Origin of the sequence: Rathayibacter sp. Leaf185 (assembly GCF_001423885.1) — a bacterium.
In the GTDB taxonomy this organism is placed as follows: Bacteria; Actinomycetota; Actinomycetes; order Actinomycetales; family Microbacteriaceae; genus Rathayibacter.
In genome coordinates this window covers 308346-333799 of sequence record NZ_LMPP01000004.1, presented here as the reverse complement: position 1 = coordinate 333799, position 25454 = coordinate 308346, and the positions used below count along the sequence as shown (strand labels likewise).

The window sequence follows — 25454 nt, the reverse complement described above, 5'->3', positions numbered from 1 at the left end:
CGGTCGCATCAGGAACTCAGCCGCGGACGCCGCTCCCTGCCCGGCGTCCCGTGCAGTCGGAGCACCTTCGGCTCGCAGAAACGAGTTCGGCTCGTCGGATCAGGCGATTCCAGCGAGCCGAAGGCGGTCCTGCGAGCCGAAGATCGGGCACCCGGCCGAGGGGCGCAGCGCCGCGGATACGATGGTCCCCATGCCTCGGATCCGACAACACGATGTCGAAGAGGTGAAGGCCCGGGTCAACATCGGCGACGTCATCGGCGAGTACGTGACCCTCAAGTCGGCCGGTGTCGGGTCGCTGAAGGGCCTCTGCCCGTTCCACGACGAGCGCAGCCCGAGCTTCCACGTGCGCCCGCAGGCCGGTTTCTACCACTGCTTCGGCTGCCAGGAGTCGGGCGACGTCTACAGCTTCGTCATGAAGATGGATCACGGCTCGTTCAGCGAGACCGTCGAGCGTCTCGCCGCCCGCATCGGCTACCAGATCCAGTACGAGGACGGCGACGGCAAGCCGCCCGAGACCGGCGGCCGCGCGCGCCTGCTCGCCGCCAACGGCGCGGCGGAGGAGTACTTCCGCGAGCAGCTGACCACTCCGGGTGCCGACGTCGGACGCAGGTTCCTCGGCGAGCGCGGCTTCGACCGCGCGGCCGCCGACCGCTTCGGTGTCGGCTTCGCGCCCGACGGCTGGGACGGCCTGACGACCACCCTCAAGCGCCGCGGCTTCACCGAGGCCGAGCTGACGGCGGCCGGACTGGTCAGCAGCGGCAATCGAGGGAACGTGTACGACCGGTTCCGCGGCCGCCTTGTCTGGCCGATCCGCGACGTCACCGGGCAGACGGTCGGCTTCGGTGCGCGGCGCCTCCTCGAGGAGGACAAGGGCCCGAAGTACCTGAACACCCCCGAGACGCCCGTCTATCACAAGTCGCAGGTGCTCTACGGGCTCGATCTCGCCAAACGCGACATCTCGCGCGGCCACCAGGTGGTCGTGGTCGAGGGCTACACGGACGTGATGGCCTGCCATCTCGCCGGCGTGACGACCGCGGTCGCCACCTGCGGCACCTCCTTCGGCGTCGACCACATCAAGGTGCTGCGCCGGGTGCTGGGCGACGACAGCAGCGTCGGCGAGGTCGTCTTCACCTTCGACCCCGATGCGGCCGGCCAGAAGGCGGCGATGCGGGCGTTCCAGGAGGAGCACCGCTTCGCCGCGCAGACCTTCGTCGCCGTCGCGCCCGAGGGCCTCGATCCCTGCGACCTGCGGCTCAACCGCGGTGACGACGCCGTCCGCCGGCTGATCGACGACAAGAAGCCGATGTTCGAGTTCGTCATCCGGCAGCTCCTCGGGCGCTACGACCTCGAGACGGTGGAGGGACGGATCGCCGCCCTGCGCGCCGCGGCACCGGTCGTCGCCGACATCCGCGATCCGGCGCTGCGGCCCGGCTACTCGCGGGAGCTCGCCCGCATGCTCGGTCTCGACATGTCGGAGGTGAACTCCGCGGTGCGCTCGGCGGGCGCCCGAACCCCCGCTCGGCAGGCCGAGCAGCGGGAGACACCCGCACAGGAGGCGCCCGTCGGCGCCCGCCTCGCCGATCTGCCGCTCGATGTCGTCACCCGCATCGAGCGCGAGGCGCTGATGGCGATGCTCCAGCTCCCTCAGATGATGGGAGCCGAGCTGCTCACCCGAGCGGCGCACGCGGCGGTCACCAACGAGACGCTCCGTGTCGTCCGCGACGCCGTCGTGGCCAACCTCGAGCGTGCGCAGGATCGCGACTGGGTCGAGCACGTCGCGGCCGATGTGCCCGGTCCCTTCGCGTCCCTCGTCCGGCAGCTCGCGGTCGCCCCGATCCCCGCGGCCGACGAGGCCGGGCTCGCGCGCTACTCCCGCGATGTCGCGATCTCGCTGATCGAGCGCGACCTTCTGCGCGAGATCGCCGAGCTGCGCGGAGCGCTGCAGCGCGCGTCCGCCGACCCCGTGATGGCACGCGCCGTGCAGGTGCGACTCGTCGAGCTCGAGCGCGAGAAGCGTGCGCTCCGCAACGAGTGAGGGAGCGGCTGCGCCCACGACGAGGGACGTGTTGCAGTCGTGTGAAGAAATCGGACGCGGTCGCCCCGCGGTCGGGAGAGCGCTCCCGACTGTGTTACCACTGAGGAACAGCAATGCGGGCGCCCAGTGTCGTGGCGCCACAGCCCACAGGAGATCTGTGTGCCGAGAGGCTGCGCGCCGCGAGCGCGCCCGCATCCCATCCCTGACAGGAAGAGGCAGACGGAGATGACATCCGCATCCACCCGGGCTACTCGCGCACTCACCGCGACCGCAGGCTTCGCCGCGGTCGCACTGGTGCTGGCGGGCTGCTCCGCCGGCGGTGACGACTCGTCCGGCGACAGCGCCGCCGGCGGCACGCTCACGATCGGCACCACCGACAAGATCACCACTCTCGACCCGGCCGGCTCCTACGACAACGGCTCGTTCGCGGTGATGAACCAGGTCTTCCCGTTCCTGATGAACACGCCCTACGGCACTCCGGACGTCGAGCCGGACATCGCCGAGTCGGCCGAGTTCTCGGCGCCGACCGAGTACACGGTGACGCTCAAGGAGGGACTGAAGTGGGCCAACGGCAACGACCTCACCTCCTCCGACGTCAAGTTCTCGTTCGACCGCCAGCTGGCGATCGCCGACGCGAACGGCCCGTCGTCGCTGCTCGCGAACCTCGACAGCGTCGCGGCGCCGGATGACACCACGGTCGTCTTCACGCTGAAGTCCGAGAACGACCAGACGTTCCCGCAGATCCTCTCGAGCCCCGCCGGCCCGATCGTCGACGAGGACGTCTTCTCGGCGGACTCGCTGACGGCCGACGCCGACATCGTGTCGGGCGACGCCTTCGCCGGTCAGTACACGATCACGAACTACGACGTGAACAACCTGATCCAGTACAAGGCGTACGAGGGCTACGAGGGCGTGCTCGGCGCTGCTCGCACCGGGACCATCAACGTCAAGTACTACGCCGACTCGTCGAACCTCAAGCTCGACATCCAGGAGGGCAACATCGACGTGGCGTTCCGGAGCCTCTCGGCGACCGACGTCGAGGACCTCCGCGGCAACGACTCCGTCAAGGTGGTCGACGGTCCCGGCGGCGAGATCCGCTACATCGTCTTCAACTTCGACACGCAGCCGTTCGGGGCGACGACCGCGGAGGCGGACACCACCAAGGCGCTCGCCGTGCGCCAGGCGGTGGCCGACCTGATCAACCGCGACGAAATCGCCGACCAGGTCTACAAGGGCACCTACACCCCGCTCTACTCCTTCGTGCCCGCCGGGCTCACCGGAGCGACCGAGTCCCTCAAGAGCCTCTACGGCGACGGAGAGGGCGGACCCGACGCCGACAAGGCGAAGGCCACCCTGGACGCGGCCGGCGTGACCGGTCCGGTCACCCTCAACCTGCAGTACTCGAACGACCACTACGGTCCGTCCTCGGGCGACGAGTACGCGCTGATCAAGGACCAGCTCGAGTCGTCGGGCCTGTTCACGGTCAACCTGCAGACCACGGAGTGGGTGCAGTACTCGAAGGACCGCTCGAGCGACGTCTACCCGGCGTACCAGCTCGGCTGGTTCCCCGACTACTCCGACGCCGACAACTACCTCTCGCCGTTCTTCATCCAGGACAACTTCCTGGCGAACCACTTCGACGACGCCGAGGTGCAGGGGCTGATCGCCGAGCAGGTCTCGACGACCGATCCGGAGGCGCGCACCGCGCTGATCGAGGAGATCCAGGACAAGGTCGCGGCCCAGCTGTCGACCGTGCCCTACCTCCAGGGTTCGCAGGTCGCTGTCGTCGGCAGCACGGTGAGCGGCACCGAGGACACCCTCGACGCCTCGTTCAAGTTCCGCTACGGAGCGCTCAGCAAGAGCTGATCCACCCCCGAGGCCGGCGCCTCCTCCCACGGGAGGCGCCGGCCTTTCTCCACGAAAGGCATCACGTGACGACAGCCACGGCGGCACCGCCGGCGCCCACCCGGCGCACGCGCGGCTCCGGAGGCGGACTCGGGCGCTACCTGCTCGTCCGGTTCCTGCTCATCATCCCGACCGTCTTCATCCTCGTGACGATGGTGTTCCTGCTCATGCGCACGACGGGCGATCCGATCACGGCGGCCCTCGGCGGGCGCCTGACGGCGGATCAGCTCGCCGAGCGCGTGTCGGCCGCCGGCTACGACCGACCGCTGCTCGTGCAGTACGTCGAGTACCTGGGTGCGCTGCTCCGCGGCGACTTCGGCACGACGCTGAGCGACAATCGTCCCGTCACCGAGGTGCTGCTCACCTACGGCGCCGCCACCGTCGAGCTCGCCTTCTACGCGCTCATCGTGGCCTTCATCGTCGGCATCCCGCTCGGGATGCTCGCCGCGTACCACCGCGACCGCACGCCCGACGCCGTCCTGCGCATCTTCGCGATCCTCTGCTACGCGACTCCCGTCTTCTTCGCGGGGCTGCTGCTCAAGCTGGTCTTCTCGGTCTGGCTCAAGTGGTTCCCCGTGGCGGGCCGTGCGACGACGGGCACCGAGCTCTCGCTCCAGTTCCTCGAGAACAAGACCGGCATCTACCTGATCGACGCGATCCAGACCGGTGATCCGGCCGCGGTCACCGACGTGCTCTCGCACGCCGTGCTGCCCGCGATCGCGCTCGGCCTGCTGACCGCGGGCATCTTCCTCCGTCTCGTGCGCACCAACGTGATCGGCACCCTCGGCACCGACTACGTCGACGCGGCCCGCTCGCGCGGTGTCAGCGAGTTCCGCCTCGTGCGGACCCACGCGTACCGGCCGGCGCTCATCCCGATCATCACGGTCATCGGGCTCCAGATCGCACTGCTGCTCGGCGGAGCGGTCCTGACCGAGACGACCTTCGAGTGGAAGGGCCTCGGCTTCCAGCTCGCCGAGTACCTCCAGGCCCGCGACTTCGTGGCCGTCCAGGGCATCGTCGCCCTGCTCGCGGTGATCGTGGCGCTGACCAACTTCATCGTCGACGTCATCGCGGCGCTCATCGACCCGCGAGTGAGGTACTGACCATGGCCACCACCGCATCGGCGCGCCCGCGCCGCCGCCTCGTCGACCGCCTCCCGGTCGTCCACCAGCTCCGCCAGAGCGTGGGCCTCCAGCGCGGGATGCTCGTCGCCGGCCTCGTGATCACCGGAGCCTTCCTGCTCGTCGCCCTGTTCGCTCCGCTGCTCGCTCCCTACGGCTACTCGCAGCTCCGCTCCGACGGCGGAGCGTTCGGCGCCCAGCAGCCGCCGAGCGCCGAGCACCTCCTCGGGACGACTGTGGGCGGCTACGACGTCCTGTCCCGCGTGCTCTGGGGAGCGCAGACCGCGTTCCTCGTCATCGTCGTCGCCGTCGTGCTCTCGATCTTCGCCGGCGTGTTCCTCGGCCTCGTCTCGGGCTACCTCGGCGGCTGGCTCGACCGCGTCCTCGTCGTCATCTGCGACGCGATCTACGCGTTCCCGACCCTGCTGCTCGCGATCGTCATGTCGATCGTGATCTCGGGCGGCCAGTCGAACCTCTGGGCCGGTATCTTCGCCGCCGCGATCTCGATCACGGTGGTCTACATCCCGCAGTACTTCCGCGTCATCCGGGCCGAGACGGTGCGCATCAAGGGCGACGCGTTCGTCGAGTCGGCGAAGGTGATCGGAGCCTCGACGCCGCGGATCATGTTCCGTCACGTCCTGCGCAACGCCACCCGCACACTCCCGCTGATCTTCACCCTCAACTCGTCCGAGGCGATCCTCACGCTGGCGGGCCTGGGCTTCCTCGGCTTCGGCATCGAGCCGACCTCGGCCGCCGAGTGGGGCTACGACCTCAACAAGGCGCTGTCGGACGTGACCAGCGGCATCTGGTGGACCTCGGTGTTCCCAGGGCTCGCCATCGTCCTCGTCGTCGTCGGCATCACCCTCGTCGGCGAGAGCCTGAACGACCTCGCCGATCCGCGCCTGCGCGGTCGGCGCGCGGTGGCCGCCGGTGCCGGCGACATCGCGGCGACCTCGGTCGTCCCGGGCGGCGTGCTCGTCGCCGACGGCCTCGAGACGCCGGGACACGATCCCAGCGCCGGAACGGAGCAGACCCGATGAGCGAGCGCAGACCTGTGGATCAGCGACCTGCCGATGCGGACAGGCCGATCGTCGACATCACCGACCTCGAGGTCGCCTTCGCCAGCGACCGGGGCGCGGTGCGCGCGGTGGCCGGGGTGAGCCTCCGGGTGGAGCGGGGCGAGGTGCTCGCGATCGTGGGGGAGTCGGGCAGCGGCAAGACCGTGACCGCGAAGACCATCCTCGGCCTGCTGCCCGAGACCGCGACCGCCTCGGGCGTCGTGCTGCTCTCGAAGAAGGACGGCAGCTCGGCCACCGACGTCGTGTCGGTCCCGAAGTCGCGCCTGCGCGAGATCCGCGGCACCGATGTGGCGATGGTGTTCCAGGAGCCGTCGACGGCTCTGAACCCCGTCTTCACCGTCGGCTGGCAGATCGCCGAGGGACTGCGCGCCCACGGCAGCGTGTCGAAGAAGCAGGCGCGTGCCCGGGCGATCGACGTCCTGCGGACCGTCGGCATCCCCGATCCGGAGAAGCGCGTCGACTACTACCCGCACCAGTTCTCGGGCGGGCAGAAGCAGCGCGTCGTGATCGCGATGGCGCTGGTGCTCGACCCCGGCCTGATCGTCGCCGACGAGCCGACGACCGCGCTCGATGTCACCGTGCAGGCCGAGATCCTCGACCTGCTCCGCCGCTGCCGCGACGACTTCGGCACCTCCATCGTGCTCATCACCCACAACATGGGCGTCGTGGCCGACCTCGCCGATCGCGTCGCCGTGATGTACCAGGGCGAGCTCGTCGAGCAGGCACCCGTCGCCGAGCTGTTCGCCGCTCCGAAGGCCGAGTACACGAAGAAGCTGCTCAGCGCGGTCCCGCATGTGGGTCAGGGCGTCGAGCGCGCGAAGGTCCGCGCCATCGAGCGCGCCGAAGCTCCGGAGGCGGAGACGCTGGTCGAGGCCGACGGCCTGCGGATCCAGTACCCCGGGCGCCTCGGCCGCCCCGGCTTCGTCGCGGTCGACGGCGTCTCGTTCCGCATCCGAGCGGGCGAGGTCCTCGGTCTCGTCGGCGAGAGCGGCTCGGGCAAGACGACCATCGGGCGCGCGATCGCCGGCCTCACCACGGTCACCGGAGGCTCGCTCCGCGTCCTCGGCAAGGAGATGCGCGGCATCCGCGAGCGCAGCTTCCGCCCGGTCCGCGGCGACATCGGCTTCGTCTTCCAGGATCCCGGGTCGAGCTTCAACCCGCTGCTGACCATCGCCGAGGGCGTCGCCGAGCCGCTGATCGTGCACGGGCGCTTCCGCGATCCCGGGGCGGCGCGCCACCGCGTCGACGAGCTGCTCGAGGCGGTGCAGCTGCCGCGCTCCTACGGGGACCGCTATCCCCACGAGCTCTCGGGCGGGCAGCGTCAGCGCGCGAGCCTGGCGCGGGCCCTGGCGCTCGAGCCGAAGCTGCTGATCGCCGACGAGCCGACCTCGGCGCTCGACGTCTCGGTGCAGGCGCGGGTGCTCGAGCTCTTCGCGGAGCTGCAGAGGGAGTTCGGCTTCGCGTCGCTCTTCATCAGCCACGACCTCGCCGTCGTCGATCTGCTGGCCGACCGGATCGCGGTGCTCTACCGCGGCGAGCTGGTCGAGGAGGGCACGGGGGAGGAGGTGCTCTCGGCGCCGAAGCACCCCTACACCCAGCGCCTGCTCGCCTCCCTGCCCGTCCCCGACCCGGCGGAGCAGGCCGAGCGCCGCGAGCTGCTGCGCCGCATCACCCAGGCGGAGCGGACGGCATGACCGCCACCCCTGAGGCGCCCATCGTCACCGACGATCTGAGCGTCGAGTACCCGCCGCACGGGATCAGCCGGCGCTGGACCGCGCTGCGCGGGGTGAGCCTCCGCGTCGAGCCCGGTGAGGTGCTGGGGGTCCTCGGCGGCAGCGGCTCGGGCAAGTCGACGCTGGCGCGAGTCCTCGGCGGCGAGGGGCTCGGCGGCGAGAGTGCTCGAGCGCGTCCCGTGATCGTCGGAGGCGACGCGACCGTCGCGGGACACCGCCTCCGCCATCTGCCCGCTCGCGGGATCAAGCGCTTCACCTTCGACGTCGCCTACCTCGCGCAGGACGCGGGCGCGGTGCTCCGCCCCGAGCTGACGGTCTCGGAGCTGATCGCCGAGCCGCTCTTCCTCCGCGACCGGCACTACGACCCGCGCGACGCCGCCGTGCGGGTGGCGACTCTGCTCGACTCGGTGCACCTTCCGCTGTTCCTGCTCGACCGCTTCCCCTACGAGCTCTCGAGCGGGCAGCGCCAGCGGGTCGCGATCGCCCGCGCCCTCGTCCTCGGACCGAAGGTGCTGATCGCCGACGAGCCGACCTCGGGCATCGACGCCACCGTCCGCGAGTCGATCGTCGATCTGCTGGCCGATCTGCGTCGTCGCGAGGGCTTCGCCGCGGTGGTGGTCAGCCACGACATCGACGTCCTCAGCCGGGCGACCGACCGGGTCGCGGTCCTGGTCGGCGGCGAGGTCGTCGCCTACGGGCCGCTGCTCGAGGTGCTCACCGGAGCCCAGCACCCGTACGTGCGCGAGCTCGGTGCAGCGTTCGCCGAGTACGAGCGTTTCGACGCGAACCGGGCACTCCGTGTCGCGCCGGTGGAGGAGCAGGCGTGAGCGGTCCGCGCATCGCGGTGCTTCCCCGGCCCAAGCCGGTGTTCACCACGGCGATCGAGGCGGGTGGCGGCCGGGTCGTCGGTATCGACGATGATCCGGAGGCCCTGCTCTGGCTCTCGTACGGGCGCACCGATGAGCTGGCCGCGGTCCTCGAAGCACACCCCGGCCTCCGCTGGGTCCAGCTGCCGTGGGCCGGGGTCGACGTGTTCTCCCCGGTCCTGACGGGATCCGACCTGCTCTGGACGAGCGCCAAGGGCGCCTACGCCGAGCCGGTCGCGGAGCACGCCCTCGCGCTGACCCTCGCGCTGCTGCGCTCGCTGCCCGAGCGGGCGCGGGCGACGTCGTGGGGCGAGAAGCGCGCGGCGACGCTCCACCGGGCCCGCGTGGTGATCGTCGGTGCGGGCGGGATCGCCACCGAGCTGCTGCGACTGCTCCGCGCTTTCGACACCCACGTCACCGTCGTGCGTCGCACGGCGGAGCCGATGCCGGGCGCCGACAGGACCGTCACTGCCGACCACCTGACCGAGGTCGTCGCCGAGGCCGACGTCGTCGTGCTCGCCGCGGCGGCGACGGGATCGACGGCGAGACTCGTCGACGCCGGGGTCCTCGAGCGGATGCCCGCCCACGCCGTCCTCGTCAACGTCGCCCGGGGCTCCTTGATCGACACCGGCGCGCTGGTCGCCGCCCTCGCCGCAGGACGCCTCGCCGGAGCCGCGCTCGACGTCACCGACCCGGAGCCGCTGCCCGATGGGCATCCGCTCTGGAGCGAGCCGCGGTGCCTGATCACGCCGCACACCGCCGACACGCCGGAGATCACCGCGCCGCTGCTCGCCGAGCGCGTGCGCGCGAACGTCGCCGCCTTCTCCGCGGGGGAGCCGCTGCTCGGTCTCGTCGACACGGTCGTCGGGTACTGACCGGGCCGATTTGGTCTGGGCACAGAGTTTGGTAAAGTAGCTACGCGCTGTTCACCTCCGGGTGGGCGGATGATCCTCGATAGCTCAATTGGCAGAGCAATCGGCTGTTAACCGGTAGGTTCTTGGTTCGAGTCCAAGTCGGGGAGCGAAGGGCCTGGGACTCCACTCTCGGGCCCTTTTTCTTTGCCCGGAATCGGTGAGTACCCGGGTGCACGGCACCGAACCGGAGGCACGATGCGCGACGACGTCCTCGATCTCCTCCGCCGACGTCCCGATGTCGAGGGTGTGTCCCTCGTCGCGGTCGATGCGAGCGATCGGCTCCTGCTGGATCTCGTCGTCGAGCGCGGACTGAGCGGCCCGATCGGCGTCGTCGGCGACGCCTACGGAGCCCTCACCCTCGCGCTCGCTGCCGACGGAGTCCCCGTCCGCGTCGTCCAGGACACCGTCACCGCCGAGCTCGCCCTGGCGGCCAACGCCGAGGCGGTTCGCGCCGCAGGCATCGAGCTCGCGCCCTTCGAGGTCGTCGAGTCGGTGTCCGCCGCGGCAGAGGGCGCCGTCGCCGTCCTCGTCCGACTCCCGCGCTCCCTCGACGCCCTGGCGTCGATCGCAGCCGAGGTGGCCGCCGCGGCACCTGGGGCCGTCCTGGTCGGCGCCGGCCGCATCAAGCACATGACCCACGGCATGAACGACGTGCTCGGCAGCCGCTACGACCGCGTCGATGTGAGCCTGGCGCGGCAGAAGTCGCGCGCCCTTCTCGCGAGCGGGGCGCGCGCCGATCAGCCCCCGGCACCGGGAGCGGAGCGGAAACGGCTCGATGAGCTCGATCTCGACGTGGTCGCCCTCTCGGGTGTCTTCTCGGGAGCACGCCTCGACCTCGGCACCCGCGCTCTGCTCGCGGCTCTTGACACCGCCGCCCTGCCCGACGGAACGGCGGTCGACCTCGGCTGCGGCACCGGCATCCTCGCCGCCGTGCTCGCCCGCTCCCGGCCCGACCTCGAGGTGATCGCGACAGACTCGTCGCGCGTCGCGACCGAGTCGGCCCGGGCCACCGCGAGCGCGAACGGCCTCGACGTCCGCGTCCTCCGCGACGACAACGCCTCGACCCTCGCCGACGGCTCCGTCGACCTCGTGCTCTGCAATCCGCCGTTCCACTCCGACGGAGCCGTCACCGACCTCGTGGCGCACCGCATGATCCGCGCGGCCGGCCGCATCCTCCGCCCGGGCGGCCAGCTCTGGACGGTCTTCAACTCGCACCTCGCTCACCCCACCGAGCTCCGTCGCTCGGTCGGGCCGACGAAGGTCGTCGCGCGCGACCGCAGGTTCACGGTCACCCGCTCCACCCGCGTCGACCCGAGCTGACCGCAAGCCCCGGCCGCGCGTCGGGCAGTGCGGTCCGCTCGCGAGTACCATCGCTCTCCGGCGTCCCCCCGCGCCTATCCCACCGACCCGAACCGGAGGCCGTCGTGCTCGAAGCCGTCCTCGTCCTCGCCCTGATCGTCGCCGTCGCCGCCGTGGTGCTCTGGCGCCGCTCCGCCACTGCCGAGCGCGCCGCCCGCGCGTCGCAGCGGGAGGCGGCCGCCCGCACCGCGCGCCTCGAGATGGTCGTCGGTGAGCAGGAGGCGCGGCTGCGCATCGTCGGCGAGCTCGAGCAGCTCGCCGTCCGCAGCGCAGCGCACGTCGTCGAGGAGGCCGAGAGCGTCCGGCTCACCATCGAGCGCGATCCTGCCGCCGCGACCCGCTCCGCCGTCAGAGCGGTGCGCGCGGCGGAGGCGTCCCTCGCCCAGCTGCGCCGCATCGCGACCGTCGCCGCCGTGGATCCCGGGGAGCTGCCGCTCACGGGGAGCACCGAGCCCCTGGTAGCCGATGCCCGCGAGCGCGGACTCGTCGTCGCCGAGCAGAACCACGGCGAGCCGTTCCCCCTGCAGGACGGCGCCCAGGTGGCGGTGCTCCGGGTGCTCGAGTACGCCTTCGACGCGGCGCTCAGCACCGGCGGCTCCGGCACCGAGGTGCGGATCACCTCGAACTGGACGGCGACCGGCCTCCGCGTCGACGTCGACGACGATCGTGAACGCCATGGAGGCGCCGAGTCGGACGAGAGCGCCGTCGACGCCGATCTGCGCGCCCTCACCGAGCGCATCGACAGTCCCGCCCTCGCCGAGCTGCGCGAGCGCGCCTCCCTGTTCGGAGGCGACATCACCGAGAAGCGGACCCCTGGCGTCGGCCGCTCGGTCACCGCCTCCTTCCCCGCGCTCCGCCACCACAACGGCGTCCACGGCGTCGACCTCGCCTGACCGGGCACGCCGACCCGTTGCCGCCCGCCCCTGGCCGAGTAGCGCGATCAATCCCGACGGCGGCCCCGCGCCTCGACCTCAGTCCTCCAGGTGCTCGACCCCCGGCAGCCACGACTGACCGGGCACACCCCAGCCGCGCTTGCGCGTGATCTTCGCCACGGGCTTCTGATAGTCGTGCTCGAGTCGGTCGGTGTAGAGCACTCCGTCGAGGTGGTCGAACTCGTGCTGGAACACGCGCGCGAACCAGCCCTCCGCCTCGATCTCGAACGGCTTCCCGTCGAGGTCGACTGCTCGCAGGATCGCGCGCTCGGAGCGCCGCAACGGGAACCTCTCGCCCGGGAACGACAGGCAGCCCTCCGCCTCACTGTCCTCGTCAGCCTCGCCGAGCGGCGTGGGCGTGATGAAGAGCTCGGGGTTGATCGCGACTCCGCGGCGGGGTGTGCCGTCGTCGGCCGCGTAGTCGTAGACGAAGAGCCGCAGAGGCACCCCGACCTGCGGGCCGGCGAGCCCGACTCCGGGGGCGGTGTCCATGGTCTCGAACATGTCCGCGACCAGGGTCCGGAGCGAGTCGTCGAACTCGGTGACAGGGGCGGCGGGGGAGTGCAGGACGGGGTCGCCGGCGATGCGGATGGGGAGGACGGCCATGAGGATCAGGGTATCGCGGTGCCCCGCGCAGGCCGTCCTGAGCGTCATCCCGTGGTCTTCCCCGGTCACCCGTGCGTCGGAGGATCCCCTGATCGAATCTGGGTAGGGTCGAAGCCATGCCTTCTGCCATCGTCGACCTGACCGAGCAGTTCACGCTCGACCCGGCGCAGTTCATCGGCATCCCGATCGCCCTCGTCGGCGCGGTGTTCCTCTCTCTCGGTGCGCAGTTCCAGCACCGCGGAGTCGTCAAGGTCGAGCGGTTCTCGAAGCGCTCGGGATCCTCCGGACTCAGCGGCGGGCAGCTCTTCGCGCTCCTCTCGCGCCCCTCGTGGGTCATCGGCACCCTGATGCTCGCTCTCGCGATCGTCTTCCAGCTCACCAGCCTCGGTTTCTCGCCGCTCATCGTCGTGCAGCCGCTCGGCGCCGTCGCGCTCGTCATCACGGCTGTCGTCAACGCGCGCGTCAGCAGGGTGCGTCTCAACAAGGCGTCGATCCGGGCGATCGTGCTGTGCGTCGGAGGCGTCGGCGCCTTCGTCCTCGTCGCCGCCTTCAACGCGGTCGACAAGCCGATCCAGACCTCGCAGCTCATCACGATCCTCGTGATCCTCGCCGTCGTCCTCACGGTCTTCGTCATCGCGTTCCGGGTGTTCCGCAAGGGTGCGAAGGCGATCTTCTACATCCTCGGCGCCGGAGTCGTCTACGGATTCGTGGCGACGCTCGCCAAGGTGGTGCTCAACCGCATCAAGTTCGGCGAGTTCGACCCGCTCACCGTGGTCTGCGTCGTCGCGCTGCTCGCCGCCACCGCGCTCGGCGGCTACTTCGTGCAGAACGCGTACTCGTCGGGTCCGCCCGACCTCGTCGTCGCGGGACTCACGGTCGTCGATCCGCTCGTCGCCGTCGCGATCGGCATCGTCGTCCTGGGGGAGGCGCAGTACGCGGCTCCCTACGCGATCCCGCTCTTCATCGCCGCCGGTGTCGTCGCGATCTGGGGCGTGTTCCTGCTCGCCAAGCACCACCCGCAGGCGCACTGAGGCGGAGGCGACGCGGGACGCCTCCCGTGGCCGCAATCCGCGGATCCGCGGAACCCCGTCGGTACACTGGGCCCCATCGCCTCGACGCCACGACACCGACCAGAAGCCGATCGCTCCTCTTCTCTGCCGCTGGAGCGACACGACCCCGTTAGGAACCACCCCGTGTCAGACCCCCTCGACGCAGCACGTCCCGAGGCGCCCGAGCACGCCGAGGCGAAGCGACTGACCGTCGTCATCGGCTGCGACACGTTCGCGCCGAACGTCAACGGGGCCGCCAAGTTCGCCGAGCGGCTCGCGGCGGGTCTGGCGCAGCGCGGTCACGAGGTCCACGTCGTCGCCCCGTCCGCCGACGGCTGGAGCGGCACCCGGGTCGAGACGCACGAGGGTCAGCGGATCGTCGTGCACCGCCTCTTCAGTCTCCGCTGGTACCCGCACGACTGGCTGCGCTTCGCCATCCCGTTCCGCATCCGCCAGAACAGCGCGCGGATCCTCGACGAGGTGAAGCCCGATGTCGTGCACTTCCAGTCGCACATGATCGTGGGTCGCGGTCTCAGCATCGCCGCGGAGGACCGTGGGATCCGCATCATCGGGACGAACCACTTCATGCCCGAGAACCTGCTCGAGTTCACACTGCTGCCCACGTCCGTGCAGGCCAAGGCCATCCAGATGGCGTGGCGGGCCGCGAGCCGCACCTTCGGCCGTGCGGAGGCGGTCACCACGCCGACACGCAAGGCGGCCCAGTTCCTCGAGAAGTTCACCGGACTCAAGGACGTCCAGGCGATCTCATGCGGCATCGACGCCGACAACTACACCCCCGACTTCACGACGCGCCCAGGCAACAGCATCCTGTTCGTCGGCCGCGTCACCGGCGAGAAGCACATCGACGTCCTCCTGCGGGCCGTCTCGCTGCTCGATCCCTCGCTCGACGCGAAGCTCGAGATCGTGGGCGGAGGCGATCAGATGCGCAACCTGCAGCAGCTCGCGACCACCCTCGGCATCGCCGATCGCGTCCGCTTCACCGGCTACGTCGACGACGCCGAGCTCAAGGAGGCGTACACCCGCGCCTCCGTCTTCGCGATGCCGTCGATCGCCGAGCTGCAGAGCATCGCGACGATGGAGGCGATGGCCTCGGCCCTGCCCGTCGTCGCCGCCGACGCGATGGCCCTCCCGCACCTCGTCCACGACGGCGAGAACGGCTTCCTCTTCGCGCCGGGCGACGCGCAGGCCCTGGCCGACCGCCTCACCGACGTCCTCACGGCCGCACCCGACGCCTTCGAGGCCATGAAGCGCGCCTCCCTCCGCATCGTCGCGGCGCACGACATCAACCGCACGATCAGCACATTCGAGAGCCTGTATCGTGGGGAGCCGGTGGCCGATCCGGCCTCCGACGCAGCGTCCGCACCGGCCGGCCGATCCTGAGGGATCCCGCCTCGCGCGTCGCCGCGGGGCGTTAGCTCAGCTGGTCAGAGCAGCGGACTCATAATCCGTCGGTCACGGGTTCAAGTCCCGTACGCCCTACTTCCAGGAGTCGAGACGCCGTGCTGCGCAGCGAGACGCCTCGCTCGCTGCGGCGTCTCGACGGGAATCCGGTGCCTCGCCGAAGCCTCCGAGCGTCAGATCGTGACGGCCCCGGCGACGATCATCAGGAACATGAGGCCACCGAGCACGAGGCCGACGGCGGAGTGGCCGACGCCGACGCCTCCGCGGCGGAACCCTTCACCGAGCTGGTGATGTCGAGGACGATCGCCAGCACGTCGAGCGGTCCGCCGCGCGGGAGACCGATGAACAGCGTGCGGCGTTCGTCATACCCGACCTGCGCCAGGAAGTGTCGACGCCCGCCGAACGCGCTCATCAGCGGATCGAGAACGCAATAGTTGTCGTAGTCGGATGCCGAGTACGACAACTCCTGGAGGGTGGCGAGACTCGGGCGCGGTCAGGCGTCGCGGCGCGACTTCTTCAGGCGTGACTTGGCCGCGCGCTCGGTCAGCACCGAGAGGTAGTCCTGCACGGGGCGGTCGGCGAGGGAGTCGAGCTCGGCGCGCACGACCGACTCGACCTCGGCCGCGGGGCGGTCGGGGAAGCGGCCCTTCAGGCGCGCGGACACTTCGGACACGATCTCGTCGAGGTTCACTTCGGTAGCCACCGGAGAATCATGCACGGGGAGGGTTAACAGCAGGTGCGAGCGGGAGAGCGCGATCCTGGTGATCCACGCAGGCGCGCTGGGGCCTCTACGGGGGGCGCGGCGGATCGCCCCTCCTCCCTACGCTGGACGCGGATGCGACGTCGCGTTCGCTCGCACTGCAGGACGGCTTCGCGGTGGTCGGCAGCTGTTCGTCCGGTGCCGCTCCGCTCGGCCGTGACGGACGACGGAGGATCACCGATGGACCGTATGGAGCTCGCGGCGACGCTGCACGCACTGGCGAAGGCATCGCTGTCGGATGCCGTGACCCGCGCCGTCAATCGCGGCGAGCTGAAGGTCGCCCCGCTGCCCGTCCGCGCGGTCGCTCCCGCACCGATCCGCCGCGGCGGCGGGCGTCGGCGAGGCGACGACGACACAGTGCAGACGGCGGGCGTCAATGCCTGGGCCCTCGATGAGGCGACCGCTGTCGCACTGGCCCGCGGCGGCGTCCTCGTGAAGGACCCGGTCGACGGTGTCTACGTGTCGCCGACCGTCGGCGAGCTCGCCGCGGCGCGGGACGAGGGCGAGCTGGCGGGGTACCTCGCCGACGCCGAGGAGCTGATCGCGGTCGTCCTGGGCGGCTCCACGAAGCGGAGCAGCTGATCGCTAGCACGTCCGTCGCCCCGATGCCCGTACTGGCCGCTCATCGCCGGACGTGATTGCCTGATCCCGTGCCTGATCTCCCGATGTTCCCGCTCGGCTCCGTGCTCCTGCCGCACATGCCGCTCCCGCTCCGGCTGTTCGAGCCGCGGTACCTGCGGATGCTCGGCGACGTCCTCGAGGACGACAGTCCCTCCTTCGGCGTCGTTCTGATCGAGCGCGGGCAGGAGGTCGGCGGCGGCGATCAGCGGTTCACCGTCGGCACCGTCGCGCGCATCCTGAACATCGACGGCGCGGAGGCGTTCGTCACCCTGGACTCGGTGGGGCAGGACCGCTTCGAGGTCGTCCGCTGGTACGAGGACGACCCGTACCCGAAGGCCGAGGTGCGGCACCTCGACCCTCTCGAGTGGAGCTCGAGTCTCGACGGGAAGCTGCAGGAGGCCGAGTCGGCCGTGCGCATGGCACTCGCTGTCGCCAGCGAGTTCGTCGAGCAGCGCTACGGAGCCGTCGTGGAGCTCGCCGAGGATCCGGCCGCGCACGCGTGGCAGCTCGCCGGCGTCGCGCCGGTCACTGAGATCGACCGGCTGGCGTTCCTCCGCAGCACGTCGATGGAGGAGCTGCTCGAGGCCGTCCGAGAGCGCTCGGCCGAGGCCACGGAGTCGTTCCGGGCCGGCTGGGCCTGACGCTCAGCCCTCGAGCGGGACTCCGCGCTCCTCGGCGAGCCGGGCGAGATCGTCGACGATGACGAGTGCCATCCGCACGGAGCGGTCGCGGCGGTAGTCCTCGTCGTCGGCGTCGATCCGCGGTGCGCGGTCGAGCGTCTCCTCGATCGACTGAGCGAGCTCACGCCAGGCGTCGAGGCGGGCGTCGTCGACCAGCGCCGCGAGGTACTCCTCGTCGCGGGCCCGTTCGCGGAGCGCGTCGGCGACGGCGAGCGACAGCTTCTCGCGGTGGTCGAGGTTGTCGATGTCGGCCGATCGGTAGTCGTGCACGTGGTCGGAGCGGCCCTCCACGTAGGTGACGTCGGCCGCGATGGTGCGAACGCGCTGCGCGGCCGCCTCCGACTCGCCGGCCAGCTTCTCGAGTTCAGCCGCCGCGATGACGGAGTAGTGGCCGACATCGAAGGGCACATCGGCGGTGAGGCCGTCCATCAGCACGCGGTTCTTCACGGCCATCCTGCTCGCGTACTGCGCGAGCATCAGGCCCTCCTCCGCGGCCTCCTCGACCGAGACCGGGTCGCGGACGGGATTCTCATCGGGGTCGAACGGCTCCATCTTGAACCGGCGTCGACGGCGGAACCACACGCGCGTCACCTGCATCCCGATCCCGGCTCCGCCCGCCGGAGCTCCTCTTCGAGAATACCCGCCGCGCACACGCCACGGGCGGGCGATCGGGTCGGCACCCTCAGCCCGGACGGCCACCTGCGGACCGGAGCCGTGGAACCGCGTGGCGGATGCCTCCGCCGACGCCCCGATCGCGTTGACTGAGCGGATGGATCACCGGCGTATCTCGGTCGTCGTCCCCGTCAAGGACGACGCCCCGCATCTCGAGCGACTGCTCGCCCTGCTCGACGAGCAGACGCTCGCCCCCTTCGAGATCGTCGTCGTCGACGACGGCAGCACGGACGACAGCGCCGAGATCGCCCGCGCGGCCGGCGCCCGAGTCGTGGTGCACGACGGCGCGGGCATCCCGGCGAGCACGGCGCACGGCTTCGACGTCGCCCGCGGGGCGGTGCTCGCTCGTCTCGACGCCGACTCGCAGCCCGGGCCCGACTGGATCGCGCGCCTCGCCGGCCACTTCGCGGATCCGACGGTCGGCGCGGTCACCGGCCCCGGCCGGTTCCTCGAGCTCGGACCGGTGGCCCAGGTCGTGGCGCGGGTGGTCTACATGGACGCCTACTTCGTCCTGATGGGCTCGGCCCTCGCGAACTGGCCCCTGTTCGGCTCGAACTGCGCGATCCGCCGCTCGTCGTGGGACGAGATCGCCGGCGAGATGCACCGCGACGACCCGTACGTGCACGATGACGTCGAGATCAGCGTGCATCTCGGCCTCCGGCACCGCATCGTGCTCGATCGCCACCTCGTCGTCGGCATCTCGGCACGGCCGTTCGGAGCGCCGGCGGACATGCTCCGTCGCCTCGACCGCGCGCTGCACACGCTCCGCCGCCACCGCGGGCTCGGAGCGCCGGTGCAGCGCTGGACCCACCGGGTCCGCCGGAACCGGATCGACCGGCTGCGAGCCCTCGCGGCGTCCAGGCGCCCCTAAGCGGACTGACGCTGCTCCTTCGGCATCGCCCAGACCGCGGCGAGCATGCCGAGGGCGAGGATCGTCAGCGCGACGCAGACCGAACGAGTGCCCGCCGCGAGGTCGGCAGCGGCGGGTGTCCCGTCTCCGGTGGCGGAGTTGACGATCGCGCCGAAGACGGCAACCGCGATCGCGCTGCCGATGTTGCGGGCGAAGAAGTTGGTCGACGAGACGACACCGCGCTCGTTCCACTCGACGCTCGACTGAGCGCGGATGAGCGTCGGAGTCGCCACCAGCCCCATTCCGGCGCCGATGATCACGCAGAAGCCCGCGATCTCCCACAGCGTGGAGGACGGCCCGAGCAGGATGGTCAGCGCCGCCCCGATCACGACCAGCGTCGCCCCGATGAAACCTGTGGTGCGGAAGCCGATCCGGAGGTAGAGCCGGCCCGAGAGGCTCGCCGCGACCGGCCAGCCCAGCGTCATCGCCGCGACGGCGAAGCCGGCACCGAGGGCCGAGCTGCCGAGGACGCCCTGCGCGAAGGTCGGGAAGTACGAGGTGATGCCGAGGGTGATCGCGCCGACGCACACCGAGACCAGACTCGTCGAGATCAGGATGCGGCGCGTCAGCACCCAGAGCGGCAGCACCGGAGCCGCCGCCCGCCGTTCGATCGCGACGAAGACCGCGAACGCCGCGGCCGAGAGCACGAAGACGCCGATGCCGACGGGGGAGAGCCACGGCCAGGCGCTGCCGCCCTCGAGGAGCCCGAGGATCAGCAGGGCGGTGCCGACCGCGAGGACGGACGCGCCGGCCAGGTCGATCGGCTGACGCTCGCCGCGGGTCGTCTCGCGGAAGTTGCGGACGAGGAGGAACGCCGCGAGGAGGCAGAGCGGGATGTTCACGAGGAAGATCCCGCGCCAGGCGCCGAGGTCGGAGAGCACGCCGCCGAGGGTCGGGCCGACGACGGAGGAGATGCCCCAGACGCTGGCGAGGTAGCCCTGGGTCTTCGCGCGCTCCGCGACCGTGTAGATGTCTCCGGCGATCGTGATGCCCATCGGCTGGATCGCCCCGGCTCCCAGGCCCTGGAGGGCGCGGAACGCGATGAGGGCGGGCATGCTCCAGGCGAGCCCGCACAGCAGCGACCCGAGGAGGAACAGGCCGATCCCGATCAGCATGATCGGCTTCCGCCCGACCACGTCGGCGAGCTTGCCGTAGAGGGGGACCGAGACGGCCTGCGCGAGCAGGTAGACCGAGAACAGCCACGGGAACTGCTCGAAGCCGCCCAGATCCTTCACGATCGACGGGACGGCGGTCGCGAGGATCGTGGCATCGAGGGCGACCAGGGCGGTCGAGATCATCAGTGCCAGGAGGATCGGGCCGCGCTCGGAGCGCAGTCCGACACTCGCGCGGGTGGGGGCTTCGGTCATTCCCCCCACGCTATTGCAGAGCCGGGGTATGGAATGAGGGCTCGACGCGCTCGGTAGACTCGTCGTATGGAACTCGTGCTCTGGCTCGTCGTGGCCGCTATCGCCGGTGTCGGCCTCGTCTCCGGCACCGCCGCCCTGATCGCCATGACGAAGGCGCCCTGGTCCGACAAGTAGGCGGTACAGGTCGCCGGGCCAACGCTCGCAGGGCCCTTCGTCACTGGTAGATCCGCACGACGCTCCAGCACGGATCCGTCGACGCGACCACGTCGAGCACGAAGGCTCCGCCGGTCTCGAGATCGGTCGCCTGGAAGCGCCACCCGCCGATGCTGACGGGCGCGTCTCCGAAGGTCGGCGGGAAGCCCTCGAGTGGCGCCCACCACTCGCTCGTGCAGGTCCACACCGTCGGCCTGTCCGTGACCCGGTAGCGACCGCCCCGCCATTCCAGTGCGACCGGCACGCCGTCGTCGTCGGTCGACACCACCGCCGTCTCCTCGATCACCGCCATCGCCGGTCTCCGTTCCCCTTGGCGCGACCCGCCGCACCGGTTGGTCGTTCGAACATGTGTTCGATAGTCTGCGAGTGTACGCCGCGGCGCCCGTGCTCGCCACGGCCGCGGATCGAGCAGGGCAGGAGGCGCGATGATCGAGTGGAGTCCCCTCCAGATGCTGCGCAGCAGCGGCCCCGACGAGTGGGTGATGGTCGATGCGATGCGCACGGGGCGCATCGGTCTCATCCGGCGGATCGAGACGGGTCCCTACCGCGAGGCCTGGTTCAGGGCGGTCACCTGGTCGGCCGAGCCGAGCAGGCGCGAGCTCGTCGGCTACTCGCCGTCGATGGAGATGATCGCCGAGGCGCTGTGGAAGCGGCAGCCGCTGACCGCGCAGGAGAAGCCGTTCCCGGGCTACCCGCCGTCGCCGACGGCGTCCACATGACCAGGGTCGAGTCGGGAGCGCACGTGCGCTCGGCGGAGGAGAATGATCGGATGCTCCTCGCGCTCGCCGGCGGTCCCACCGGGGACTGGCGAGTCCTCTCGGTCGACTCCGGTGAGACGGCGGCGGCGGGTCGCGGCCCGCGCGAGCTCGCCGATCTCGTGCGCTCGCGTGAGCGGGAGCGACCGCGGTGGGTGTGGGACGACACCGCCCGCTGGTATCCCGCACTGCTCGACGCCGGCGTCCGTGTCGCGCGCTGCCACGATCTGCGGCTGGCGCGGGCGATCCTGCGCCGGTCCGTCGCCACCGCGGGATCGGAGCTCGCGCGCGCGCCCGGCGACGCGTGGGACGCCGGGGCCGCCGCACCCGCCTCCGGCGACACGCTGCTGGGCTTCGAGGAGGCGTCGGGCGAGGAGGGCGCGCTCGACCCGCTCGAGGAGCTCGCGCGCCAGGAGACGGCGCTCGCGAGCGCGGCCGGATCCGGGCGGCTGCGGCTCCTGCTCGCGGCCGAGTCGGTCGGTGCCCTCATCGCGCGCGAGATCGCCGCCGCGGGTCTGCCCTGGCGCGCCGATGTCCACGACAGGGTGCTCACCGAGGCGCTCGGGCCGAGGCCGTACTTCGGTGGGCGACCCGAGCGCCTCGAGGCGCTGGCCGACCGGATCCGCGCCGAGCTCGATGCCCCCGACCTGAACCCCGACTCACCTGCCGACCTGATCCGGGCGCTGCGACGCGGCGGGCTGGCGGTCGAGTCGACCCGCTCCTGGGAGCTGCAGTCGATCGAGCACCCGGTGATCCCGCCGCTGCTGGAGTACAAGAAGCTCTCGCGGCTGCTGACCGCCAACGGCTGGGCCTGGCTCGACGCGTGGGTCCACGGCGGGCGCTTCCGCCCCGAGTACGTGGTGGGCGGCGTGGTCACCGGCCGCTGGGCGACGTCGGGCGGAGGAGCACTGCAGCTGCCGCGCCAGATCCGGGCCGCGGTGGTCGCCGATCCCGGTTGGAAGCTCGTCGTGGCCGATGCCGCACAGCTCGAGCCGCGGATCCTCGCGGCGCTGTCGGGCGACTCCGCGATGGCGGCGGCCGGGCGGGGGCGCGACCTCTACCAGGGCATCGTGGACGCCGGAGTCGTGCCCGACCGCCCGCGGGCCAAGGTCGCGATGCTCGGCGCGATGTACGGGGCGACGAGCGGGGAGGCCGGGCGTCTGCTCCCGAGGCTCGCGCGCGCCTATCCGCGCTCCGTCGCCCACGTCGAGGCGGCCGCACGGGCGGGCGAGCGAGGGGAGCCGGTGTCGACCTGGCTCGGCCGCAGCTCGCCTCCGGGCGCGGCACTCGACTCCGATGTCGTCGACGCCCGGAGCAGCCAGCGGGCGCGCGAGTGGGGGCGCTTCACGCGCAACTTCGTGGTGCAGGGGACGGCGGCCGAGTGGGCGCTCTGCTGGATGGGTGAGCTGCGGGCACGGCTGCGCGAAGCAGACGCGCACCTCGTCTACTTCCTGCACGACGAGGTGATCGTGCACGCGCCCGAGAACGAGGCCGACCGGGTCGTGGAGATCGTCCGCGAGTCGGCGGTACGCGCGGGCCGAGCGCTCTTCGGTGATTCGGACGTCGACTTCCCGGTCACCGTCGCGGTCGTCGACTCCTACGACCAGGCGAAGTGACGCTCGGTCGCGGGACACGTCGGCTCAGTACCAGTGGGGGGAGCGCGAGTTCCACTTCGACCAGGCGGTGCACGGCGAGCCGTAGACGCTCTTGATGTAGGCCAGGCCCCAGTCGATCTGGGTCGCCGCGTTGGTCTGGTAGTCGGATCCGTAGGTCGCCATCTTGCTGGCGGGGAGAGCCTGCGGGATCCCGTAGGCACCGGAGGAGCGGTTCAGCGCGTTCCAGCGCCAGCCCGACTCTCCGTTCCAGAGCGGGATGAGGCAGGAGTCCATCTGGTCCTGGCCCCAGCCGTGGCTGCCCATGGCGGAGCGGGCGTAGCTCTGCGCCTGCGCGGGCGACATGCCGTCGGTACGGCCCGCGTACGTGCTGAGCGCGGCGATCGTCTGAGCCGAGCTGTTCGTGGCCCCGGACGGATCGTCGTTTCCGAGCTGAAGGGGTCCGCCTCCGGAGGCCGGTGCGGCGGGGGCGGGTGCCGGTGCGGAGCCCGCCGGAGCCCTCGGTGCGGAGGCGGCGGCGACCCGGCGCGCCTCGGCCTCGGCGGCGAGTCGGGACTGGCGCTCCTGCTCCTCGAAGTCGGCCTTGGCCTGCTGACCGGTCGCGAACTCCTCCTCGAGTGCGGCGGTCGTGTTCTTGAGCGAGGCGAGCTGATCGTAGAGCTGCGCGCTGTACTGCTCCTGCTCGGCGACCTTCGCGTCGGCGTCGGCCTGCGCGGCCTGCGCGGACTGCAGGGCGTCGGCTGCGGCGGTGGCGAGAGACTCCCGCTCGGTCCGGGCCTGCTCCGCCTGGGAGGCGAGGGCTCCGGCCTGGTTCTCGGTCGACTCCGCCTCGGTCTGCAGCCGGCTGGTCTGCTGGGTGAGCTGGGTCATCGTGCCGAGGCGGTAGAGCAGAGCATCCGCCTTCTGCCCGCCGATGAGGAGGTTGAGGGTCGCGTCGGTGCCGCCGTTGCGATACAGCTGGGCGGCGAGGCGACCGGCCTGCTCCTTGGCGGAGTCGGCGTCCGCGCGGGCGGCGGCGGCACGCTCCTCGAGAGCGGTCACCTTCTGCGTCGCCTCGTCCAGGGCGCTCTGGGCGGCATCGGCCTCGGAGGCCTTGGTGATCGCGGCGTCGGTGAGCACCGCGGCCTGGTCGCGGAGGTCGGCGAGGAACGCGGTGATGCGGTCGACCTCGGCCGCCGTCGCGGTCTCGCTCGACTTGGCGGCCTCCACGTCCGACCACGACGGGTAGTCGGAGGGGTCGTAGGCCGCGGACGCCGTCAGCGGTGAGGCCAGGGCGGCGCAGAGGACCAGGACCGTGCCCGCACCCGCCGCCAGGAGGCGCTGACGCGCGCGCGCGGGCGCGCGGACGCCGAGGGGGGAGCGAGACATGCGGTCCACACTATGCGACGGCACCGCTCCCTGTCTCGTCTCTGGCCGCTGCACGCCGACCACGGCGGGGTCGCTCGAGGGCGAAGCCGCGTGCCTCGCCCGTCGAGAGCTCGTCGCGAGCGGCGGCGAGGAGACTCCGCAGTGCCTCCTCGCGCACCAGGGCGGCGCGGGCTGCGACACGACGTTGCGGATGCTCGTCGAGCGGATCGATGTCGGCGTCGGGCGGAGCGCTGGCGTACGCGTCGAGCACGGCGTCGAGGTCGGCGCCCGCCAGGCTCGAGGCGAGCAGGATGCGATCGAGCACGTCGTCCCAGTCCTCGGCGGAGGAGGCGCCCTCGCCGGCCAGCCAGGCGATCGCCTCCGAGCGACCGACCTCGGTCAGCGCATGCAGCGGCAGGCCGTCGTCGGTCGAGCCGGCGCCCGTGACCAGGCCCCGCTCGCGGAGGCGCTCGAGCGTCGAGTAGATCTGACCGACGTTCACCCGTCGGCGGTGTGCGGCGCGATCGAGCAGCTCGGCGTGCAACTGGAGACCATAGGCCGGCCCCAGTGTGAGGAGAGCCAGCAGACCGTCGCGGACCGACACGGAGCTCCTGTCGGATCAGAGGGGAGGGACGGACGATCCCGAGTATAGGCAGGGGATCCGGCGGCCCTGCGGGAAGGCGCGGCGAGCCGCCTTGTCGAGGTGGAGAGCCTGATGCATACTCTGACGTGGTGGCTCGTCCACCGTTCAATCGAAGAGATGCACCGCTAGTCATCACGTGGTCCGGGTCGTTGGGGAAGACGCACCGGGACGGACGGAGGACAGCATGGTGGCGCAACAGACTCGGGGTGTGCTCTTCGTGCACTCCGCCCCCCGCGCGCTCTGCCCCCACCTCGAGTGGGGAGCGGGTCGCGCTCTCGGGCGACCCGTGAACTTCTCGTGGATCGATCAGCCCGTGCTCCGCGGCACGCAGCGCGCCGAGTTCGAGTGGGAGGGCCCGCCCGGAACCGGCGCATCGATCGCCTCCGCCCTCAGGGGCTGGGAGGACGTCCGCTACGAGGTGACCGAGGAGCCGTCGCCCGGCATCGACGGCGGACGCTGGATGCACACTCCCGCACTCGGCATCTTCTTCGCGCAGACGGACAGCGTCGGCAACACGGTCATCCCCGAGGACCGGATCCGCTCGGCCATGGAGATCGCGGGCGCCGACCCCATCGAGCTCCACCGTGAACTCCGGCTCGCCCTCGGCCAGGCCTGGGAGGACGAACTCGAGCCCTTCCGCGCCTCCAGCGACTTCGCGCCGGTCGTGTGGCTGCACCGAGTGGGCTGACCCCACTCGGTGCATCTTCGACGCCGCTCCCTGCGCGGCGTCGCGCAGTCGGCTCGTCGGGGTGGTGTGTTTCGCAGAGCGTCCTGCGTTCTGCGACGGCGATTCGCTGGGACGCGATTCGCCGGATACGCCTCGCGGTGAGCCTCTCCAGAAGGCGTCCTCAT

25 protein-coding genes and 2 tRNA genes are annotated in these 25454 nt (G+C 71.3%); 19 read left to right on the top strand and 8 right to left on the bottom strand.

The window, feature by feature from the left end; all coding sequences use genetic code 11:
• Nucleotides 1-190: 190 nt before the first annotated feature.
• From dnaG to ASG06_RS15745, 10 genes are all read left to right on the top strand, one after another.
• Complete coding sequence (dnaG, locus tag ASG06_RS15790) at nucleotides 191-2035, top strand: DNA primase (RefSeq protein ID WP_056044277.1); 1845 nt, start codon at nucleotides 191-193, stop codon at nucleotides 2033-2035.
• 225 nt (nucleotides 2036-2260) lie between these two features.
• Nucleotides 2261-3901, top strand: coding sequence for an ABC transporter substrate-binding protein (locus tag ASG06_RS15785; RefSeq protein ID WP_056044275.1), 1641 nt, complete (start codon nucleotides 2261-2263; stop codon nucleotides 3899-3901).
• 65 nt (nucleotides 3902-3966) lie between these two features.
• Nucleotides 3967-5043, top strand: a complete 1077-nt coding sequence (locus ASG06_RS15780; RefSeq protein WP_056044274.1) for an ABC transporter permease — start codon at nucleotides 3967-3969, stop codon at nucleotides 5041-5043.
• A 2-nt stretch (nucleotides 5044-5045) separates the two neighbouring features.
• The gene (locus tag ASG06_RS15775; RefSeq protein ID WP_056044271.1) at nucleotides 5046-6101 is read left to right on the top strand and encodes an ABC transporter permease; all 1056 of its coding nucleotides are present in this window, start codon (nucleotides 5046-5048) and stop codon (nucleotides 6099-6101) included.
• Complete coding sequence (locus tag ASG06_RS15770) at nucleotides 6098-7834, top strand: ABC transporter ATP-binding protein (protein ID WP_056044270.1); 1737 nt, start codon at nucleotides 6098-6100, stop codon at nucleotides 7832-7834. The genes ASG06_RS15775 and ASG06_RS15770 overlap by 4 nt, the downstream gene beginning before the upstream one ends.
• Entirely contained in the window at nucleotides 7831-8700 is an 870-nt protein-coding gene (locus ASG06_RS15765; protein ID WP_082499296.1) for an ABC transporter ATP-binding protein, read from the top strand. The genes ASG06_RS15770 and ASG06_RS15765 overlap by 4 nt, the downstream gene beginning before the upstream one ends.
• Nucleotides 8697-9614 (top strand): NAD(P)-dependent oxidoreductase, encoded by a 918-nt coding sequence (locus ASG06_RS15760; protein ID WP_231727780.1) that lies wholly within the window; start codon nucleotides 8697-8699, stop codon nucleotides 9612-9614. The genes ASG06_RS15765 and ASG06_RS15760 overlap by 4 nt, the downstream gene beginning before the upstream one ends.
• 73 nt (nucleotides 9615-9687) lie before the next feature.
• Nucleotides 9688-9760: transfer RNA gene (locus ASG06_RS15755), tRNA-Asn, on the top strand.
• Nucleotides 9761-9848: 88 nt separating this feature from the next.
• Nucleotides 9849-10973, top strand: coding sequence for a class I SAM-dependent methyltransferase (locus tag ASG06_RS15750; RefSeq protein ID WP_056044268.1), 1125 nt, complete (start codon nucleotides 9849-9851; stop codon nucleotides 10971-10973).
• Nucleotides 10974-11077: 104 nt separating this feature from the next.
• Nucleotides 11078-11905, top strand: coding sequence for a hypothetical protein (locus ASG06_RS15745; RefSeq protein ID WP_056044265.1), 828 nt, complete (start codon nucleotides 11078-11080; stop codon nucleotides 11903-11905).
• A 78-nt stretch (nucleotides 11906-11983) separates the two neighbouring features.
• Here the strand turns inward: ASG06_RS15745 and def are convergent, their stop codons facing one another.
• The gene (gene def / locus ASG06_RS15740; RefSeq protein ID WP_056044625.1) at nucleotides 11984-12550 is read right to left on the bottom strand and encodes a peptide deformylase; all 567 of its coding nucleotides are present in this window, start codon (nucleotides 12548-12550) and stop codon (nucleotides 11984-11986) included.
• A gap of 116 nt (nucleotides 12551-12666) precedes the next feature.
• On the opposite strand from def, the gene ASG06_RS15735 reads away from it, so the two are divergent.
• The 3 genes from ASG06_RS15735 (at nucleotide 12667) to ASG06_RS15725 (ending at nucleotide 15099) form a co-directional block, all read left to right on the top strand.
• A complete protein-coding gene (locus ASG06_RS15735; protein ID WP_056044263.1) occupies nucleotides 12667-13581 on the top strand; it encodes a DMT family transporter in 915 nt (304 codons plus the stop codon).
• Nucleotides 13582-13743: 162 nt separating this feature from the next.
• Nucleotides 13744-15000, top strand: coding sequence for a glycosyltransferase (locus ASG06_RS15730; RefSeq protein WP_056044260.1), 1257 nt, complete (start codon nucleotides 13744-13746; stop codon nucleotides 14998-15000).
• Nucleotides 15001-15025: 25 nt separating this feature from the next.
• Nucleotides 15026-15099 (top strand) — tRNA-Ile (locus ASG06_RS15725).
• Between the two features lie 124 nt (nucleotides 15100-15223).
• On the opposite strand, the gene ASG06_RS15720 is transcribed toward ASG06_RS15725, so the two are convergent.
• Together ASG06_RS15720 and ASG06_RS15715 are read right to left on the bottom strand one after the other, a co-directional pair.
• Nucleotides 15224-15484: a hypothetical protein gene (locus ASG06_RS15720; RefSeq protein WP_156466011.1), complete on the bottom strand. Its 261-nt coding sequence runs from the start codon at nucleotides 15482-15484 to the stop codon at nucleotides 15224-15226.
• Nucleotides 15485-15514: 30 nt separating this feature from the next.
• Nucleotides 15515-15724, bottom strand: coding sequence for a three-helix bundle dimerization domain-containing protein (locus ASG06_RS15715; RefSeq protein WP_156466010.1), 210 nt, complete (start codon nucleotides 15722-15724; stop codon nucleotides 15515-15517).
• Nucleotides 15725-15961: 237 nt separating this feature from the next.
• Here ASG06_RS15715 and ASG06_RS15710 point away from each other — a divergent pair, with 237 nt between their 5' ends.
• Nucleotides 15962-16363 carry a hypothetical protein gene (locus ASG06_RS15710; RefSeq protein WP_156466009.1) on the top strand — a complete coding sequence of 134 codons (402 nt, stop codon included), beginning with the start codon at nucleotides 15962-15964 and terminating at the stop codon, nucleotides 16361-16363.
• 68 nt (nucleotides 16364-16431) lie between these two features.
• Nucleotides 16432-17043 carry an LON peptidase substrate-binding domain-containing protein gene (locus tag ASG06_RS15705; RefSeq protein WP_197409436.1) on the top strand — a complete coding sequence of 204 codons (612 nt, stop codon included), beginning with the start codon at nucleotides 16432-16434 and terminating at the stop codon, nucleotides 17041-17043.
• Between the two features lie 3 nt (nucleotides 17044-17046).
• On the opposite strand, the gene ASG06_RS15700 is transcribed toward ASG06_RS15705, so the two are convergent.
• Nucleotides 17047-17679 carry a hypothetical protein gene (locus tag ASG06_RS15700; RefSeq protein ID WP_056044250.1) on the bottom strand — a complete coding sequence of 211 codons (633 nt, stop codon included), beginning with the start codon at nucleotides 17677-17679 and terminating at the stop codon, nucleotides 17047-17049.
• A 172-nt stretch (nucleotides 17680-17851) separates the two neighbouring features.
• Between ASG06_RS15700 and ASG06_RS15695 the strand changes: the two genes are divergently transcribed.
• On the top strand, nucleotides 17852-18625 hold the full coding sequence (locus tag ASG06_RS15695; protein ID WP_056044623.1) for a glycosyltransferase: 774 nt from the start codon (nucleotides 17852-17854) through the stop codon (nucleotides 18623-18625).
• Here ASG06_RS15695 and ASG06_RS15690 read toward each other — a convergent pair.
• Together ASG06_RS15690 and ASG06_RS15685 are read right to left on the bottom strand one after the other, a co-directional pair.
• Nucleotides 18622-20031 carry an MDR family MFS transporter gene (locus ASG06_RS15690; protein ID WP_056044247.1) on the bottom strand — a complete coding sequence of 470 codons (1410 nt, stop codon included), beginning with the start codon at nucleotides 20029-20031 and terminating at the stop codon, nucleotides 18622-18624. The genes ASG06_RS15695 and ASG06_RS15690 overlap by 4 nt on opposite strands.
• Nucleotides 20032-20245: 214 nt before the next feature.
• Nucleotides 20246-20536 carry a hypothetical protein gene (locus ASG06_RS15685; protein ID WP_056044244.1) on the bottom strand — a complete coding sequence of 97 codons (291 nt, stop codon included), beginning with the start codon at nucleotides 20534-20536 and terminating at the stop codon, nucleotides 20246-20248.
• Nucleotides 20537-20669: 133 nt separating this feature from the next.
• Here ASG06_RS15685 and ASG06_RS15680 point away from each other — a divergent pair, with 133 nt between their 5' ends.
• Together ASG06_RS15680 and ASG06_RS15675 are read left to right on the top strand one after the other, a co-directional pair.
• Entirely contained in the window at nucleotides 20670-20963 is a 294-nt protein-coding gene (locus ASG06_RS15680; RefSeq protein ID WP_056044242.1) for a hypothetical protein, read from the top strand.
• Between the two features lie 50 nt (nucleotides 20964-21013).
• Nucleotides 21014-22615 carry a bifunctional 3'-5' exonuclease/DNA polymerase gene (locus tag ASG06_RS15675; RefSeq protein WP_056044621.1) on the top strand — a complete coding sequence of 534 codons (1602 nt, stop codon included), beginning with the start codon at nucleotides 21014-21016 and terminating at the stop codon, nucleotides 22613-22615.
• 24 nt (nucleotides 22616-22639) lie between these two features.
• Here ASG06_RS15675 and ASG06_RS15670 read toward each other — a convergent pair whose 3' ends face one another.
• Both ASG06_RS15670 and ASG06_RS15665 read right to left on the bottom strand, forming a co-directional pair.
• Complete coding sequence (locus tag ASG06_RS15670) at nucleotides 22640-23980, bottom strand: hypothetical protein (protein WP_156466008.1); 1341 nt, start codon at nucleotides 23978-23980, stop codon at nucleotides 22640-22642.
• A gap of 10 nt (nucleotides 23981-23990) precedes the next feature.
• Nucleotides 23991-24563: a PadR family transcriptional regulator gene (locus ASG06_RS15665; protein WP_056044239.1), complete on the bottom strand. Its 573-nt coding sequence runs from the start codon at nucleotides 24561-24563 to the stop codon at nucleotides 23991-23993.
• A gap of 223 nt (nucleotides 24564-24786) precedes the next feature.
• Here ASG06_RS15665 and ASG06_RS15660 point away from each other — a divergent pair, with 223 nt between their 5' ends.
• Nucleotides 24787-25290: a DUF3145 domain-containing protein gene (locus ASG06_RS15660; protein ID WP_056044236.1), complete on the top strand. Its 504-nt coding sequence runs from the start codon at nucleotides 24787-24789 to the stop codon at nucleotides 25288-25290.
• The last annotated feature ends 164 nt before the right edge of the window (nucleotides 25291-25454 follow it).